General features: G+C 59.7%; 15 protein-coding genes. 7 read left to right on the top strand and 8 right to left on the bottom strand.

Annotated elements, in window-relative coordinates; all coding sequences use genetic code 11:
- The first annotated feature begins 87 nt into the window (after positions 1 to 87).
- The gene (locus tag MLC70_RS13070) at positions 88 to 624 is read left to right on the top strand and encodes an RDD family protein (RefSeq protein WP_248184437.1); all 537 of its coding nucleotides are present in this window, start codon (positions 88 to 90) and stop codon (positions 622 to 624) included.
- A 3-nt stretch (positions 625 to 627) separates the two neighbouring features.
- Here the strand turns inward: MLC70_RS13070 and lptG are convergent, their stop codons facing one another.
- Positions 628 to 1,689 carry an LPS export ABC transporter permease LptG gene (gene lptG / locus MLC70_RS13065; RefSeq protein WP_248184435.1) on the bottom strand — a complete coding sequence of 354 codons (1,062 nt, stop codon included), beginning with the start codon at positions 1,687 to 1,689 and terminating at the stop codon, positions 628 to 630.
- The gene (lptF, locus tag MLC70_RS13060) at positions 1,682 to 2,779 is read right to left on the bottom strand and encodes an LPS export ABC transporter permease LptF (RefSeq protein ID WP_248184433.1); all 1,098 of its coding nucleotides are present in this window, start codon (positions 2,777 to 2,779) and stop codon (positions 1,682 to 1,684) included. The genes lptG and lptF overlap by 8 nt, the downstream gene beginning before the upstream one ends.
- A gap of 220 nt (positions 2,780 to 2,999) precedes the next feature.
- Here lptF and MLC70_RS13055 point away from each other — a divergent pair, with 220 nt between their 5' ends.
- The 5 genes from MLC70_RS13055 (at position 3,000) to MLC70_RS13035 (ending at position 9,401) form a co-directional block, all read left to right on the top strand.
- A complete protein-coding gene (locus tag MLC70_RS13055) occupies positions 3,000 to 4,493 on the top strand; it encodes a leucyl aminopeptidase (RefSeq protein WP_248184432.1) in 1,494 nt (497 codons plus the stop codon).
- Positions 4,480 to 4,992: a DNA polymerase III subunit chi gene (locus MLC70_RS13050; protein ID WP_248184428.1), complete on the top strand. Its 513-nt coding sequence runs from the start codon at positions 4,480 to 4,482 to the stop codon at positions 4,990 to 4,992. Before MLC70_RS13055 ends, MLC70_RS13050 begins: the two co-directional genes overlap by 14 nt.
- Positions 4,993 to 5,075: 83 nt before the next feature.
- Positions 5,076 to 7,928 carry a valine--tRNA ligase gene (locus MLC70_RS13045; RefSeq protein WP_248184425.1) on the top strand — a complete coding sequence of 951 codons (2,853 nt, stop codon included), beginning with the start codon at positions 5,076 to 5,078 and terminating at the stop codon, positions 7,926 to 7,928.
- Positions 7,929 to 7,933: 5 nt separating this feature from the next.
- Positions 7,934 to 8,887 carry a ketopantoate reductase family protein gene (locus MLC70_RS13040; protein ID WP_248184423.1) on the top strand — a complete coding sequence of 318 codons (954 nt, stop codon included), beginning with the start codon at positions 7,934 to 7,936 and terminating at the stop codon, positions 8,885 to 8,887.
- On the top strand, positions 8,844 to 9,401 hold the full coding sequence (locus MLC70_RS13035) for a cob(I)yrinic acid a,c-diamide adenosyltransferase (RefSeq protein ID WP_248184421.1): 558 nt from the start codon (positions 8,844 to 8,846) through the stop codon (positions 9,399 to 9,401). The genes MLC70_RS13040 and MLC70_RS13035 overlap by 44 nt, the downstream gene beginning before the upstream one ends.
- A 14-nt stretch (positions 9,402 to 9,415) precedes the next feature.
- Here MLC70_RS13035 and MLC70_RS13030 read toward each other — a convergent pair whose 3' ends face one another.
- The 4 genes from MLC70_RS13030 to MLC70_RS13015 form a co-directional block, all read right to left on the bottom strand.
- Positions 9,416 to 11,398, bottom strand: a complete 1,983-nt coding sequence (locus tag MLC70_RS13030; RefSeq protein WP_282448461.1) for a methyl-accepting chemotaxis protein — start codon at positions 11,396 to 11,398, stop codon at positions 9,416 to 9,418.
- Between the two features lie 180 nt (positions 11,399 to 11,578).
- Positions 11,579 to 12,466: a histidine kinase gene (locus MLC70_RS13025; RefSeq protein WP_248184418.1), complete on the bottom strand. Its 888-nt coding sequence runs from the start codon at positions 12,464 to 12,466 to the stop codon at positions 11,579 to 11,581.
- On the bottom strand, positions 12,466 to 13,101 hold the full coding sequence (gene ampD / locus MLC70_RS13020; RefSeq protein WP_248184417.1) for a 1,6-anhydro-N-acetylmuramyl-L-alanine amidase AmpD: 636 nt from the start codon (positions 13,099 to 13,101) through the stop codon (positions 12,466 to 12,468). The genes MLC70_RS13025 and ampD overlap by 1 nt, the downstream gene beginning before the upstream one ends.
- Positions 13,102 to 13,171: 70 nt before the next feature.
- The gene (locus MLC70_RS13015) at positions 13,172 to 15,442 is read right to left on the bottom strand and encodes a DUF1631 domain-containing protein (RefSeq protein WP_248184416.1); all 2,271 of its coding nucleotides are present in this window, start codon (positions 15,440 to 15,442) and stop codon (positions 13,172 to 13,174) included.
- 233 nt (positions 15,443 to 15,675) lie between these two features.
- Between MLC70_RS13015 and nadC the strand changes: the two genes are divergently transcribed.
- The gene (gene nadC / locus MLC70_RS13010) at positions 15,676 to 16,515 is read left to right on the top strand and encodes a carboxylating nicotinate-nucleotide diphosphorylase (RefSeq protein WP_248184415.1); all 840 of its coding nucleotides are present in this window, start codon (positions 15,676 to 15,678) and stop codon (positions 16,513 to 16,515) included.
- An 11-nt stretch (positions 16,516 to 16,526) separates the two neighbouring features.
- On the opposite strand, the gene MLC70_RS13005 is transcribed toward nadC, so the two are convergent.
- Positions 16,527 to 16,865: a YqcC family protein gene (locus MLC70_RS13005; RefSeq protein ID WP_248184414.1), complete on the bottom strand. Its 339-nt coding sequence runs from the start codon at positions 16,863 to 16,865 to the stop codon at positions 16,527 to 16,529.
- Positions 16,866 to 16,878: 13 nt separating this feature from the next.
- Positions 16,879 to 17,676, bottom strand: a complete 798-nt coding sequence (locus tag MLC70_RS13000; RefSeq protein WP_248184412.1) for a ParA family protein — start codon at positions 17,674 to 17,676, stop codon at positions 16,879 to 16,881.
- Positions 17,677 to 17,754 lie beyond the last annotated feature (78 nt).

Below are 17,754 nucleotides of genomic sequence, written 5' to 3'. Positions count from 1 at the left end.
GAGAACACATGCTTACATGCGTGTGCAAATCCGCTACTCTAGCACACGCCGAGAACAGGAAAAACGTGAAACATCACAGGAGACCCCATGCCCCGACGCTTCCATGACGCCGAGGAACTGCTGCCCCCCGCAACGTTTATCAAACGACTGCTGGCCATTATTTACGACGGGTTGATCTGCATTGCGGTGCTTCTGGTAGCGACCTGGATCTACACCATGCTCGCCGGCTGGATAACCGGGTGGGATCGCTATGAGCAGATGGCGGAGAGCGGGGCATTGGGTGGGGATCCGCTGCTGACCTTTGTGCTGTTTCTGGTGCTGTACGTGTTCTTCGCCTACTTCTGGACACGCACCGGGCAAACGCTGGCCATGCAAGTCTGGCGAATCCGCATCGAGAACCTCGATGGCAGTCCGGTGACCTGGAGCCAGGCGCTGTGGCGCTATGCGTCTGCCGCCGCGGTGTTCTTTCTCACCCTGCTGGCTTCCTACTACCTGGGGGGGATCACCCTGATCATCACCGTGCCTGCCATGCTGGCGCTGTTCTGGCCGATCAACGGTCTGTCGGTCACCGACCGGCTCTCTGACAGCGTGGTCGTCCAGGTTCCCAAACCCGAGAAAAACTGAGCGTCAGCCTGCCCGCCGCATCAGCATAGCGCCAACGGCTGCGTTGATGGCAATCGGCAGCACAATGGCTAACACCGGGTTAAAACCGAACACCAGGCTCATGGGACCCAGCAGATCCTGCATGTACTTGAAAAGCAGTCCCACGATCAGGCCCGTGAACACTCGAAAACCCATGGTGACCGATCGCAGCGGGCCAAAGATGAACGAAATAGCCACCAGCACCATGACCGCCGTGCCCACCGGCATCAGCACTTTCTTCCAGAACGCGAGCCAGTAGTTCGCAGAACTCAGCCCCTGATCATCCAGGTAGCTGGCGTAGGTATACAGCCCTGTCATCGGCAGGTTTTCGGGTTTGACAATGAGCACGCTCAGCACCGCCGGTGAGAGCCCGGTTTCCCAGCGCAGGGTATCCTGCGTTTCCTGGGTTAACTGCTCATCACCGATCACTGTTGTGGCGACATTTTCCAGTTGCCAGTGATCTCCCTGGTAGGTCGCCTGCTCGGCAAAACTGGCCGACAGCATCCAACGCTCGTCATCAAAACGGAACAACGATACGCCCCGAAGATCACCCTCGGGGCTGACCGCGTTCAAGTGCATGAACACTTCGCCCTCCCGGTGCCATATACCGGAGGCAGACGCAATATTGGTACCTGCGCCCTGCTCGACCGCTTTCTGGCTCTGGGCCATGCGCTCCGCCGGCGGTGCCACATACTCGCCGACCACCAGGCCAATCAGCACCACCACCAGAGCCGGCTTCATCGCCGACCAGACAATGCGTTTGAGCGACACGCCAGCGGCCCGGATAACCGTCAGCTCTGACGAACTCGCCATGGCGCCGAGCCCTACCAGGCAACCCATGAACGCACCCAGCGGCAAATAGTCGTAGATACGCCTGGGCAAGGTCATGAACACGTACCAGAGCGCCTGCAGCGTCTGGTAATCGTTGCGGGCATCTTCCAGCTCGGCGATGAAGCCGAAAATCAGATCCAGCGACAGCACCACCACCATCACCAGGAACATGGCACCGCCGACCGTCCGCATGACGTACTGATCAATCTTACGCACGGGCGCGTACCTCCTTCGTCAGCCGTCGCCGGTAAAGCCAGGCGGGACCGAACTGCAACCACAAGCCCAAGCCCAGGAACAACAGATGCACCCAGAGCAGACCGATCCATTCCGGCACTTTGCCGTCCGCCAGCGCGTCGCGGGCGACAATCAACAGGCCCAGATAAGTGATGTACACCAGCATCGCCGGTAGCAGGTGGAAAAACCGCCCCTGGCGGGGGTTTACCCGGCTCAGGCGCACCGCCAGCAGGGTCACAATCGGAACGATCAATGGCAGGGTAAAGCGCCAGTGCAGAAGTGCCCGATCCTCAAGATTATCCGACTTCATAAGATCCAGGGTGCTGAGTCCCTCTTCCAGCTCCTTGTCTCGACCGCCGCCGCTCTGGATTTTCAGGCCGTACGCATCGAACCCGGTAATCTGGTATTCCAGTTGACCCGGTAACCCCTGGAACCGACCACCCTCCTCCAGAATCAGGAACCGGCTACCAGTTTTCTGATCAATCAACTGGGAGCCGAAATCGGCGGTGATGATCGTCAGGCCATCATCACCATATTCGGCAATGAATACGCCCTCCAATACCCGCTTGTCGTCACTCAGACTCTCGGTGTAGGTGACGCGACCACCGGATTCAAGATCCTGGAAACGACCGGGCGCCAGCATCTCGAACTCAGTGGCCTTACGTTGCTCGTTGAAAATATTCTCGACCTGTTTCATGCCCCAGGGCGACACGAACAGGCTCATGGCCCCGACCACCAACATCACCGGAATACTGGCCAGCAGGGTTTTGCCCAGAATTTGCCGGTCGCTCATACCGCAGGCAAACAGCACCGTCATCTCGCTCTCGAGATACATGCGGCCATAGGCCAGCAGAATGCCGATGAAAAACCCCAGGGGCAGGATCAGTTCCAGAAAGCCAGGAAAGCGGTACCCCATGATCTGGAACAGCACATCTGCTGCCAGCTCCCCGGCCGCCGCGTCGGCCAGATACTTGATGAACCGGCCACTCATGAATACCAGCAAAAGAATACCGGAAACGGCAAGCATGCTGATCATGGTCTGGCGGGCAAGGTATCGGAAAACGATGGTCAAAGTGCTGTCTCTGGCCGGTTTGGATCGCTGTCGGTGAATAGCAGAACCGAGTGAGTATTCGACGCCCGTATTCTATGTAACCTTCGCCCTGAATGACAGCGCTGAAGGTTAAGGAGCTGTCACCGCTTGATAAATCCCCGGGAAACCCCAATGCTTAGGGTAAACCTGCAAGATAGTCACAGTCCTCTGCACTGAACCGGAATCCATTACGGGAGTTGCCATGAATTTCAGCCTGAGTAGTAAAACCATCATCAGCACCAAAGCCGACAGCCTTGTTATCGCTCTGCCTGATAAAGGCACCTGGCCGGCATCCACCACCCAGGCCGACGAAGCGCTGGGAGGGCTGATCAAAAAGCTGCAAAAGGCCGGCGACCTCACCGGAAAAACCGGCACCACCAACGTCATTCCCGTCAGCGACCAGCCCTGGGGGCGGGTGATCGTGGTGGGTACCGGCAGCGACACTGACCGGACGCCGCCCACTTACCGCAAGGCACTCATCGCGATGATGAGCCAGCTCAAGGATGGCCCGGGCAAATCCGCTCTGGTCACCCTTGCTGACACCCCGGTAACGGGTGACGACGCCATCAGCTCCGAGGCCGCCCGCCTCAGCCTCATTGGCCGCACGCTTGAGGATCAGCTTTACACGTTCAGCGACTTCAAGAGCGAGAAGCCCGCCGCGCGCAAACTCAACAAGGTTGTTGTAACAGCGTCCGGCGCTGGCAAGGCCCTCAAGGACGCCTTCAACCTTGGTCTGGCCACCGGCCGCGGCATGAACCTTACCCGCGATCTGGGCAACACTCCGCCCAACATCTGCCACCCTGAGTGGCTCGCCCAGCAAGCCAAAAAACTGGCGAAGGATTACGACTGCATCAAGACCGAAGTGCTTGACGAAAAGCAGATGGAAAAGCTGGGCATGAACACCATCCTGGCCGTTGGCAAAGGCAGCACCCAGCCGCCGCGGCTGATCGTGATGGAGTACCGGGGCGGTAAAGCCAAAGACAAACCCCATGTTCTGGTGGGTAAAGGCATAACCTTTGACACCGGTGGCATCAGCCTCAAGCCCGGCGAGGGTATGGATGAAATGAAATACGACATGGGCGGCTCCGCCAGCGTGTTTGGCGCCATGCAGGTGCTGGCCGAGACCCAACCCAAAATCAACGTGGTCGCCGTGATTGCCGCTGCGGAGAACATGCCGGACGGCGGCGCCTCGCGCCCCGGAGATATCGTCACCACCCTCTCCGGCCTGACCGTTGAAATCCTCAACACAGACGCCGAGGGCCGCCTGGTGTTGTGCGATGCCCTCACCTACGTGAAGAAATTCGACCCCGCAGCCGTCATTGATCTGGCAACCCTCACCGGCGCCTGCATCATCGCCCTGGGCAACCACGCCACCGGCCTGCTTGCCAACAACGATGAACTGGCCAACGAACTTCTGGCTGCCGGCGAACGCGCCGGTGATCGCGCCTGGCGCCTGCCCCTGTGGGACGACTATCAGAGTCAGCTCGACAGCAACTTTGCCGACATGGCCAACATTGGCGGCCGCCCCGCGGGCACCATCACCGCTGCGTGTTTCCTGTCCCGGTTTGCCAAAGAGTACCGCTGGGCCCACCTGGACATCGCCGGCACCGCCTGGCATTCCGGCAAAGCCAAAGGTTCCTCAGGCCGCCCGGTACCCATGTTGGTCGACTACCTGATGTCCCATGCCGGAAAGTAACCCGCACTCTCCTCAGGAGACCGGCAGCCCCGCTGCCGGCCCCTCCGGACCGGACGACCAGAACCAGCGTTACTGGTTCCACATCCTCGCCCAGAACACCCCCTCTGCCCGCAACCTCCACGCCGTCAAACTCGTGGACAAAGCCTGGCAACAGGGCGATCGCGTGTGCATCGTCTGTGACAGCGCAGAGCACGCGGAAGAGCTGGACGACCTGCTGTGGAACTTCAGCCCCGACGCCTTCATTCCCCACAGCATTGTCCCCGACTCAGCCAGCACCTGCACCGATCCCGTAGGCATACTTTTGTGTCCGCCGGTGGCCGAGGCGTGGGATACCGTGATCATTCTGTCGGCGACCTTGCCGGCAGATGCGGACCGCTTCAAACGGCTGGCGCTGGTTGCGCATAACGATACCGCCGTGCTGGATCAGGCCCGATCGCATTTCAAGCAGTTGCGGGCGCTGGGGATTGAACCTCGGGTGCATGATCAGAGGAAGCGTTAGGTTCGCCGCAAACAGGGCGACCATGTATAATCATGCGTCTCAATTTTCCCTTGTGAATCAACCAACGGTCACTGCAGAACCCCATGGAAAAAACCTACCAGCCAGAAAATATTGAGCGCCAGTGGTACGAAAACTGGGAATCCAAAGGCTATTTCCGGCCCAGCGGCGAGGGCGACTCCTACAGCATCGCCATCCCGCCCCCCAATGTCACCGGCAGCCTGCACATGGGCCACGCATTCCAGCACACCATCATGGACACCCTCACCCGCTTCAAGCGCATGCAGGGCCGCAACGCGCTGTGGACCGTCGGCACCGACCACGCCGGCATCGCCACCCAGATGGTGGTCGAGCGTAAACTGGCCGCCGAAGAAGGCAAAACCCGCCACGATCTCGGCCGGGATGACTTCATCAAGCGCATCTGGGACTGGAAAGAACACTCCGGCGGCACCATCACCCGCCAGATCCGCCGCCTCGGCAACTCCGTGGACTGGGACAACGAACGTTTCACCATGGACGACGGCTTCTACAAGGCCGTGCAGGAAGTGTTCATCCGCCTGTACGACGAAGGCCTGGTATACCGTGGCAAGCGGCTGGTGAACTGGGACCCGAAACTGCACACCGCCATCTCCGATCTGGAGGTGGAGAACAAGGAAGAGAAAGGTTTCTTCTGGCACCTGCGCTACCCATTGGCAGACGGCGCCAAAACACAAGACGGCAAAGACTATGTCGTGGTCGCCACCACTCGTCCGGAGACCATGCTGGGCGATACCGCCGTGGCCGTGCATCCTGAAGACGAGCGTTACCAGCATCTGATTGGCAAGCATGTCATGCTGCCGCTGGTAAACCGGCGGATTCCCATCGTGGCCGATCACCACGCCGACCCGGAAAAAGGCTCCGGCTGCGTGAAGATCACCCCGGCCCATGACTTCAACGATTACGCCGTGGGCAAGCGCAACCACCTGCCGATGATCAACGTCATGACCCAGGACGCCAACATCCGCGACGTGGCCGAAGTCTTCAACGCCGACGGCACCGAGAACACGGACCTCGACGGCGCCTTGCCAGGGGCCTACGCCGGCCTGACCCGTGAGGCCGCCCGCAAGCAGATCGTGGCCGATATGGATGCCGCCGGCCTGGTACAACAGGTGGAAGACCATGTATTGAGCGTTCCCCGCGGTGACCGTTCCGGGCTGATCATCGAGCCCATGCTGACCGATCAATGGTTCGCCGATGCCAAGACGCTGGCCAAGCCGGCCATCGAGGCCGTGGAAGACGGTCGCATCCAGTTTGTGCCAAAACAATACGAGAACATGTACTTCTCATGGATGCGCGACATCCAGGACTGGTGTATCTCCCGCCAGCTGTGGTGGGGTCACCGCATTCCGGCCTGGTACGACGCCGACGGCAATATCTACGTCGGTCGCAACGAGGACGAAGTGCGCCAGAAGCACAATCTCGCGGCCGATCTCGAGCTGAAACAGGACGACGACGTTCTCGACACCTGGTTCAGCTCCGCGCTCTGGACTTTCGGCACCCTGGGCTGGCCGGAGATCACTGAACGCCTGAAAACCTTCCACCCCACCGACGTGCTGGTCACCGGCTTTGACATCATTTTCTTCTGGGTTGCGCGGATGATCATGATGACCATGCACTTCATGAAAAACGAAGACGGCACCCCGCAGGTGCCCTTCAAGACCGTGTACGTCACCGGTCTGATCCGCGATGAGCATGGTGACAAGATGTCCAAGTCCAAGGGCAATGTCATTGATCCGCTGGACATGATCGACGGCATCGGCCTGGACGAACTCCTGGACAAACGCACCGGCAACCTGATGCAGCCCAAACTGGCGGAGAAGATCGGCAAGCGCACCCAGAAGGAATTTCCCGACGGCATCGCCGCCCACGGCACCGATGCCCTGCGTTTCACCCTGGCGGCCATGGCCACCACCGGTCGTGACATCAACTGGGACATGAAACGCCTGGAGGGCTATCGCAACTTCTGCAACAAGCTGTGGAACGCCGCCCGTTATGTCCTGATGAACACCGAAGGCGAAGACTGCGGCATCAACGACGAGCCTGTGGCGCTGTCACTGGCCGACCGCTGGATCATTAGCGAGTTGCAACACTGTGAGCAGGAGGTGATCCGCCACCTCGATCAGTATCGCTTCGACCTGGCCGCCTACGCCCTTTACGAGTTCATCTGGAACGAGTATTGCGACTGGTATCTGGAGCTGTCCAAACCGGTGCTGAATGATGAGGCGGCCAGCGCGGAAGCCAAGCGCGGCACCCGTCGCACCCTGGTGCGGGTGCTGGAGGCGGTGCTGCGGTTGGCACATCCAATGATGCCGTTCATTACCGAAGAAATCTGGCAGCGTATCGCCCCGCTGGCCGGGAAGGCCGGTGACAGCATCATGCTGCAGCCATACCCGCAACCGGACGCCAACAAACAGGACGCCGCCGTGACCGCCGATATCGAGTGGCTGAAAGGTGTGATCGTGGCGGTGCGCAACGTCCGTGGCGAAATGAACATCTCCCCGGCGAAGAAAATTCCGGTACTGCTGCGCAGTAAAGAAAGCGATGACAAGCGCCGCATGAACGATAACCGCCAGTTCCTCAGCTCGCTGGCCAAACTGGAGAGCCTCGACTGGCTCGAGGGCGACAATGCCCCGATGTCGGCCACCCAGCTGGTCGGCGAAATGGAAGTGCTGGTGCCGATGGCGGGGCTGATCGACAAGGATGCCGAGCTCAGGCGACTCGACAAGGAGCTGGAACGCCTGCAGAAGGAAATCGGCCGCCTCGAAGGCAAGCTGAACAATGATAAGTTCACCGCCAAGGCTCCGGCGGACGTGGTCGAGAAGGAGCAGGAAAAACTCCGTGACGCCCAGAGCAGCCAGGCCCGCCTGAGCCAGCAGCGGGCCGACATCGAGGCCATGTAACCGGCATGATCGCGATTCTGGGCGCAGGCTCTCTGGGGCGGCTTTGGGCCGCCTCATTGCCTGCCGGCCAGGCAGCCTTCATTGCCCGGCCCGGCGCATCTCAGACTGTGGCCGGAATCCGCTACCGTTTTCGTCCGCTGACAGATTCCGAGACCACCGTTCAAGTGCCCTGGCTCCGCGCCAGAGATGCCCCGGAACTGATCCTGGTGACCACCAAAGCCGGAGATACGCTGGAGGCAGTTGCCGGCGTTATCGAGCGGTTTCCGGCAAACACCCCTTTTGTGCTCTTTCAGAATGGCCTGGGCAGTCAGCAGGCGGTGACCGCCCGCTGGCCGGACCGCCCCATTCTTGCTGCCAGTACCACCGAGGGCGCCAACCGACCCGAACCGGATCTGCTGGTTCATGCCGGTTCCGGGGATACCTGGGTGGGGCCGCTGACGGAACCCGCAGGCAACCATCTCGACAGCATTGTCGCGCGACTGGGCGCCAGTCCGCTGCGTGTCCATCCCGAGACGGACATCCTGCGCCGCCTGTGGCATAAGCTGGTCATCAACGCAGGCATCAATCCCTACACGGCTCTGCTGGACTGCCCTAACGGAAACATACTGTCTGCACCGCTGTATCAGGATACGATTGAGGATCTGTGCGGTGAGTTATCGGAACTGATGCGGGCCAGCGGTCAAGGCAACGCCCCTCCGCAAACCCTGCGCCAGCAGATAGAGTTCGTCGCCCGGAACACCGCACTCAACACCTCGTCCATGCGCGCCGATGTGCACCAGGACCGCCGTACCGAAATCGACTTCATCAACGGTTATCTGACGCAACTGGGAAAAGACCTCGGCATCGCCACGCCGGTGAACCAAATGCTGACCGAACGGGTACAACAACTGTCGCCACACCAACAGGAGCACACTGATGGGCAATCGCCTTTCCAAGATATACACCCGCACCGGAGATGACGGCTCCACGGGGCTCGCCGATGGCAACCGCATTGCCAAGAACGCACAGCGGGTCGAGGCCATGGGTACAGCCGACGAACTGAACTGCCACATCGGCCTGTTGATCGAGACCCTCGACAACGACGACGAACTGGTAGAGAGCCTGCGTCGCATCCAGCACCACCTGTTTGACTTGGGCGGTGAGTTCGCGATTCCGGGCAGCCGGGTGATCGGTGATGACCACATCGAGTGGCTGGAAAACACCCTGGACCGGCACAATGAGGGCCTGCCGCCGCTGAAGAACTTTATCCTGCCGGGGGGAACGCCAGGCGCAGCTCAGTGCCACCTGGCCCGTGCGGTATGCCGCCGGGCCGAACGCGTAGTGGTGGCGTTGGGCCATGAGGATTCCATCAACACCGCCTCACGGCATTACCTGAACCGGCTGTCGGATCTGCTGTTCGTGATTGCGCGAGTGCTGGCCCGCCGGGACGGCGGAGAAGAGATACTCTGGGAACAGAAGAAGTCCGGCCTGTGAGGCCGGACAGTCCCTCAGACCTTGAACGCCTCGACCAGTCGCTGCAGGGACGCCGTCAGGTCTGACATCTGCCGTGACGACGCCAGGGTTTCCTCGGCGTTGCTCGCGGTGGTCTGACCAAGCTCACTGATCTGCTCGACATTGTCATTGACGTTGCGAGCCACCGCCGATTGCTCTTCAGCGGCCTGGGCAATCTGGTGGCTCATGTCCACGATGGTCGCGATGCCCTGCGCGATACGGTCCAGCGCTTCCGTCACTTCCGAAGACTTGCGGACGGTGGTTTCCGTGACGTCATGGCTGTTGGTCATTGCCGCCACAGCATCTTTCACGCCACTCTGCAGACGGGAAATCATACCCTCGATTTCCTCGGTGGATTTGTGGGTGCGCTGGGACAGCGACCGCACTTCGTCCGCCACTACCGCAAAGCCACGGCCCTGCTCTCCCGCCCTGGCGGCCTCGATGGCCGCATTCAGTGCCAGCAAGTTGGTCTGCTCGGCGATGGCCTTGATCTCCACCAGCACCTGACTGATGTTGGCACTGTCGGCACTGACCCGGTTGATAACGTCAACCGCGCCGGAGATTTCCGTCGCCAGGCGATTGATGGTGTCGACCGTATCCGCCACAACCGCACGGCCCTTTTCGGTATCACGCTCGGCAGTGTGGGCGCTGTCCGAGACCCGATGGGCACTTTCGGTTACCTCATGAACCGCTTCCACCATCTGGTTCATAGCCTCATTGATCTGACCGGACTCCTCCATCTGCCGGGCGACGGCTTCGCTGTTGGCGGAGGCGGTGTCTTTCACCCGAGTGGCCTGCTGATCCACCTCGGACGTGGTCCGGCTCACCGACCGCACCAGCTCTGAGATGCGATCCGTCATATTGTTGAATTCGGTGGTCAGCTCACCCAGTTCGTCGCGATTGTCGAGCTGGATGTGGGCGGTCATGTCACCGTCTGCAACAGTTCGCGCCGCTTTGCTGAACTGATTAATGGCATTGCGGACCGACATGAAGAAACCGATGTAAAGGTACACCACCACCAAAAGAACCAGAATCAGCGCGACAATGATCAGCTGGCGCTGCCGGACTTCCCCTTGCAGGCTGGAGTCCAGATTCTCCCGCACCACGTCGAACACCACCGCTTTCAGTGTGTCGTAGTGTGACAGTTCCTCGGACACTGCGGCATCAAACGCCTGCCATGGCATTTCCAGACGCATCGGCGTGATGATGTTGGCATCCAGCAGGTCACGGACGCGACCAAGACTGTCTTTAATATTGGCCACCGTAGGTCTGCCCTCCTCGCCCAGGCGGGGAGAAGCATCCAGAGCGACAGAGAGGGCTGGCGCCAGGAGCGTGCTCCGGTTGGTCAGTTCGTCATAGATTTCATTCAGCCCGTCGCTGAGGTTGTAACCGACCTGTCCCTCAACCAGTGCAAAAATACCAAAAGACCGTGCCCGTCCGAGAGAGTGTCGGGCATCCGGTAATGATTCGCTTACCAGCCCGAGCAGCAACTGGTTCTCGGGGGCCGGATCCTGGCCCAGGCCGGAAATCTCGACGGTGGCAGAGACCATGGCCCGCACTTTCTGAACGAACTCCTGATAGTACTTGAACTGCGGATCGATGTTGCTTTGATAACTGTCTGAAATCCGGAGTGACTCCCAGTCCTGCTTGAGCTGGACAATCTGCTTGTTCCAGTTTCCCGACGTATCAAACGCCAACTCGCGGGTTGAAAGCTCATCCAGTATGCGGGTGATTGTTTCGGCAGAATCCTCTGATCGATTCAGCAGTTCCATTTCGTCCTTGGTCTTGCCCGGTGCCCGGTAATCCCGATAATCAAAAGCCGCATCCAGCAGCGTATCCACCTGCTCCAACTGAGCGAGACCCTCGACACCGCGGGTCATAGTATCCACTGATCGGTTCAGCTCGCTGATAACCAGCCCGGCCAGGCCGACAATCGGAATCAGAAACAGTACGCTGATCAGACTGAATTTGTAGAACATCGGCAGCCGGTTCATCAATGCGACTGCAGGCTTTATAAAGTGTTTCACAGCGACCCCGCGGCGTTTCAAAAAGATGAAACTTTATTGCTTTTTAATGTTGTCGCCTAAAGTACTAGAAACTTGAGGACTTATTGTTGTTTATCTGTAACGTTTCTCAAAATTTTACTTTTTGTCAGCAGCTCACACCACGCCGGCGATTACCAGCAAAGCGAAAGCACAGATCCAGACCAGCATGCTTCGGTTCAGCAGGTCCCGGATTGCACCGAGGCTTTTGCTGCCAAAACGGGTCCACTCGTCAGGGTGGATTCTCGAGAAGCGGGCGGGATCCAGCGCATACCCCGTCAATGCCCCATTCGCCGCAGCCATCAACACCTGGGAGGTCTTGAGGGAAGGAGACACCAACAGAACCCGCGCTTCTTTCACCCATCCGGCGAGATCACCGGCCAGACCAAACGTCAGCGCCAGCAAGCGGGACGGTACCCAGGCGACGACCGCGGCAATTCGTGCGAACCGGGGGCGCGCAGCAGCCTGGGGCCAATGTTCCTGGAGCGCAACCAGACCCCGGGCAAACAAAGCCAACCCGATGCCTCCCACCACGTACCAGAACGCCACAAGGAAAAATCGCTCGAACAATGTCACCATCAGTTTCTTGCACAGCGACAGATGCATGTCGTCCGGGGAATGCGCCTGACCGCGTTCCGCAGCGGGTAAAACATCCTTGATGTGATGCCAGGCTGCCTGCATGTCGCCACGACTCCAGGAGTCACTGTAGGCACGCAGCAACGGTTTCCACCCAGGCGACCCCATCAGCAACAGTAGCAGCAGAAATTCCAGCGGATACACCGCCAGCCGCCAGCCACCTTGCTCGGCCACCGCTACAAGCACCACCAGCGCTGCCGCTGGCAGCGCCACCCGCAAGAGGCCCCGCCAGATTTCGGACTCCCGGCCGGCATCGGTCTTGCGGCCGGCCTGAAACCAGGCGCGCCACACGTTATCTCCAACAAGGTGGCCGGACATATCCAGCCGCCGTCGCACCAGCCAGGCCAGCAGAAAGGTCACCAGAACCATCAGCCTGCCTCCCCGGACTCGCCGCGCAGGGCCAGTAATCGCTGGTGATAGTGTTTCCAGTCAAAGGCCGGCCCGGGATCGGTTTTTCGTCCGGGGGCGATATCGCAATGACCGGTGATGCGGTCGCGACGAATCTCTGGCCAGGCCGCCATCACGTACGCGGACACGTCCGCCAGGCTCTGATATTGCTCATCGGTGTAGGGAATATCATCGGCACCCTCCAGTTCGATGCCGATGGAAAAGTCGTTGCATTCCTGCTCACCCCGGAAGCTGGAACGACCCGCATGCCAGGCACGATCGAGGAAACTGACAAACTGAATCACGCTGCCATCGCGGCGGATCAGCGCATGAGCTGACACCTGCATACCGGCGATGGTTTCGAAATAGGGATGTTCGGAGGCGTCCAGGCAGTTACAGAAAAAACGTTCAATGGCGTCTCCGCCAAACTGCCCCGGTGGCAAACTGATGTTATGGACAACCAGAAGAGAAATGCCGGCACCGTCGGGCCGCGGCCCGAAGTTCGGCGACGGGCACCAGCGCGCCCGTGCGATCCGGCCGGTGCGGCGCAGATATTTGATGGAGTGCTCTTCAGGGGGCGTTTCGCTGTGGCTTCGAATCGAGTCAGACAAGGTCATTCCAGCAGGTTTGTTGCTGTCGGTTTCTGACCTGATTGAAGCACAAAGTGACCCGGGTTGCTACGCCAGCTCAGTCCTTGCGGCTGCTTCGGAGGTTATCGATGATGGATTCCAGGGCACGATCAAAAATCAGGCCGTCATCCAGCATGGTGAGTTCGTCGTTGGCCATGGCCGCTGCCAGTGCCTCGCGCTGATATTCCACGACCTTGGCGCCACTGCGGTTCACAAAAATGTACTTACCGGTCGCCTTGATGAACGCCGCCAGCTTACAGCGGGTTCTAACGCCTTCTCGGTTGAGCTCGATCCAGGAACCGACGCGCAGTTTATCGGCCTTGTCGAGCCAGGCGGGATCGAGCCCGCTCTCTCCGGGCGGTGCATCCAGCTGCCCGACCTGAACGTCCACCCTCTCGGGCACCGCACCGCCTTGTGGCGGCTCAGCCACCGGCTCGGTCTGCGCGACCGCTTCCGCTCTTGGAGGTTCCGGTGCTGGCTTCGGTTCCGGTTGTGCAACAGGCTCAGCCCTGGACGTGACCAGTTGCTGGAACACATCTACGTGAACCAGCTCCAGATCACGGATGACCGCATCCGTGGCAAACGGATCCCAGGAAATTTCCTGCAGGGCGCGGCGCAGTTCGTCAACAATCGACGGAATCGCCCGCAACAGTTCCGTGCGGGTGCTGTCAGTAACCGGGCGGGGGTCGACACTCCACACCAACTTGCGCGTCAACTCACCGGCGCGGGCCCAGGCCTGACTGTCGTCGCCCTCGCGGAGCACCGTCCATTGCAGGTATTTGGTCCACGCTTCGGAAAGCAGGGCCTGAACGGGTTCCGGCAGCTCCCGCCCCGCGACCACTTCGTCAATCAGTTGCCTGGAGAATTCGGCCGCACGCTCCTGCTTGGCGCGGCCCTCCTCGGCATCCCGCAACCGTTGCTCGACCAGTTCCCGGCGACGACGGTCCAGATCCATGAAATGGCTAAAATCACTCAGCAACTCGCTGAACAGGTCGACATTGTCGGTGAACTCGTTGAGTACGCGGTCGACGACGTTTTCAATTTGGTCGCGCAGCGGGTCCCGCTGGCCGGTTTTCTTCTCGGTCCAGCCGATCGCTGACATGGCGAGCTCATTCAACAGTTTGCGAACCGGATGTCCGCCCCGGTTGAAGAAGTTCTTGTCACTCAGCGCGACCTTGAGAACCGGAATCTGCAAACGCCCGATCAGCGCCTTCATTACCGGGTGGAGCTGACGATCTTCAAGAATGAAATCGAACAGCATTGAAACGAGATTGATAACGTCGCTGTCTACCTGACCGACCGCACACACTTTGCCGTCATCGGCTTTCAGAACCGGTTCCAATTGCTCAGTCAGAGACACTACGCGCCCCTGGCCCCATTGCGCGGGCAGTCCCTGGACATCGCTGAGGCGCGTCATCAGGGTGCCGGTGTCTAGAAATATCTGACCACCGGCAATGGACGAGGATCCGTCGCCAGAACGCCCCTGATGCAATAGCGCGCTCAGTTCGGAGAAGGTTTCGCCGGACGGCTCCCGCGGCATTGCACCGGCACCCTGTCCCTGGTGATCGGCTGATTGGCCTGCCGCCGGCCGGGCCGGGAATCCGGCGCGCGGCGTGGCAGGCGCGCTGCGCCCGGCGACCGGTGGGCGCTTCATGTCCGGCAGCACGCCTTCTGCAATCAACGTTCGGTTTGCCTCGTGATAGAAGTGACCCAGCTTGTCGGCCAGCAAACGGTCGAACAGCTTGAGAACCACCAGCTTGGCGCGAATATCGATATCAAGATCCGAGCAGGCTTCGGCAACCCCGCCACAGATTACCTCGGGGCTCAGCGGCATCTGGCTGTCCGACAGGGTAAGCGCCGGCGCAAGATGACCAACACGGGCGTTCAACATGAGCATGGCATCGCTGTATTGATTCCGCAGCTTGTTTACAAGATTCTCGATGGCGACCCTCTGCTCCAGCTCCGAGTGATCCAGAAGCGTGAGAGAGTCCTGGTCGACTTCGTCCAGATTGCCGCTGGAACCACCGGGGTGGAATTTGCCCAGATCATTGAAGGCACGGCTGACGTACTGAAGAATGGACACCGTCATGGATTTGCGGCGAAGGCGCATTTCCCGCATGGCGTCGAAGTAAGCAGTCTGGTCCTGGTTCGAGCCTGCTTTGTCAGCAAGCTCGAACAAGGCGTCGTCTGCACGATCGAAGAAACCCGCCAGAACGGTTTTCAGTGACTGACCAGATACGTCACGCAGCCGGATCAGAGCATGGGGTAAGGCAAACCGGCCCCCAGACTTCTGAGCGTCCAAGCGGACTACCTTGTTATCCTGCGCCATGAGGCTACTCCGGAAGGTGACTGGCCAAAAAATCGGTCTTTATTTGTAATGATATCTTATGCCGTTAACACGTCACCTTGTGTCAGATTTTGTCACCTTTTGTGACTGAGGGACGCAGTTCACATTCCGCCAGCCCGGGTATCCGGTTTGGCGATTTCCGTGGCTGCCTATAGAATCACGCCTCGGGACACACACCCTGCACTGACAAACACCGAGAGAACCGGACCGCCAACATGATTTCAGCCGAACTGCTTCGTCAATCCCGCGTTGAGACCGTCGCACACAGCCTCAGAGAAGACGTAGGCGATGGTGACATCACTGCCCGGCTAATTCCAGCGGAACGCATAGGTAGCGGGCAGGTAATTACCCGGGAAAGTGCCGTGCTGGCCGGGCGATCATGGGTCGACGAGGTGTTTCGACAGGTGGACCCGGGCGTGACATTGACCTGGCTTGCCAATGACGGTGACCCAATCGACGCGGACAGCGTTGTTTTCCGTTTCGAGGGCCCGGCGCGCAGCCTTCTGACCGCTGAGCGCGCCGCACTGAACTGGCTGCAAACCCTCTCGGGCACGGCAACGGTATGCGCCGAATACGCCAGACAGGTAGCCCACACGGGTGTGAAATTGCTGGATACCCGTAAAACCGTTCCGGGTCTGCGTCTGGCCCAGAAATACGCCGTCAGTTGCGGTGGCTGCTTCAACCACCGAATCGGACTCTGGGACGCGTTTCTGATCAAGGAAAACCACATCGTCGCCTGCGGCTCGATTGCAGCGGCCGTGGAAGCGGCCCGGCAAATTGCGCCGGGCCGGCCGGTGGAAGTGGAAACGGAGAATCCTGATGAGCTTGAGCAGGCACTGCAGGCCGGCGCCGACATCATCATGCTTGATGAATTCAGCCTGGAGGAGATGGAGCGTGCGGTTGTCAGGACAGCCGGGCGGGCAAAACTGGAAGCCTCTGGCGGCATCAATGCCGACACATTGATCCCGGTTGCGGAAACCGGAGTGGACTACATCTCAATCGGTGCACTCACCAAGGATGTGAAAGCCATCGACCTGTCCATGCGCCTGGACTGACCCCGGACCCCTCAGGACCGGTCTGACAGCAGCCTGTCCATTTCCTCGAGAGCACGGATCAGGCCGGTGCTGGACTCCGGGCGACCCCGGAAATGCTCTTCCGCCATTGGCGCTACACCGGATACCGCCGGCAAGGGGTGATCGGCCTCGATCAATACCTTCATGCGCGCGACAAACACGAACTGCAACCACTGGGTAAAAACCAGGGTATCAATGCAGAACGGCTGCGTGCTTTGCAATGCCTCCGGCGGGGGCGGCTCGCTTTCCCAAAGCCCCAGTTGCCGGAGCTCAAGTTCAATTTGCAACAGTTGGTCGGCAACATCGCCGACCTGGTTAAACGAACGTGTCATAACCGGTCCGGATTCAGTCTGCAAGTGGTTCCAACGCCACAGTCTCGCCATGAAGTACGCGGAACAGATCTTCGTACTGCCTGGTCAGCGGGTGCTTCGGTGCCATGTGAATCAGCGGCTGGCGACTCTGATGGGATTCTTTCATTTTCACCGAACTGGACAACCGCACCGGAAGCACAGGCAGCCCCTCTTCCGTCAACTCACGAACCAGCTGCTTGGGCAGACTTGCCCGTGGCTGGAACTGGTTGGCGACGATGCCTTCCACCATCAGGTCCTCGTTGTGATCTTCCTGAAGATCACGGATTTCGTTGAGAATGCTGTAGAGCGCCTGACGGGAAAAGTCGTCGCAATCAAACGGAATCAGGCAGCGCTGTGCCGCGATCAGCGCAGAACGGGTATAGAAATTCAGGGCCGGGGCAGTATCAATGTAGATCGCGTCGAAGGTTTCACCCAGCTTTTTGAGCGCCTCGCGGAGCTTGTAGATTTTGTGTTTGGCTTCGAGCTTGCGCTCAAGAAAATCCAGCTCCGGACTCGAGGGCATCACAAACAGGTTGTCGAACGGCGACGCGTGAACGAACTCGTCTGGCCGGCGATTGAAGACCGTGAAGGCCACGGTCTGCTCCAGCATGTCGGCGACCGTGTCACGCAACTCACTGGCGGGTTTGCCCAGCAGGTAATGCGTGGAATTGCCCTGGGGATCAAGATCCACCACCAATGTGCGTTTGCCCCTGGCCGCGCTGATCGCCGCCAGGTTACAGGTGATACTGGACTTGCCAACACCACCTTTCTGATTGAATACCACTCGTATCATGACTCCCCCTGACGCGCTGCCGGACGTTGCTGGCACAGCCAGCCTCCGGTCGTTCCGATGTTGTTATTACCTAAATAA

The sequence above is a fragment of the Marinobacter goseongensis genome, from assembly GCF_023156235.1.
Taxonomy (GTDB): Bacteria; Pseudomonadota; Gammaproteobacteria; order Pseudomonadales; family Oleiphilaceae; genus Marinobacter; species Marinobacter goseongensis.
This window is presented reverse-complemented; position numbering and strand designations above follow the sequence as displayed.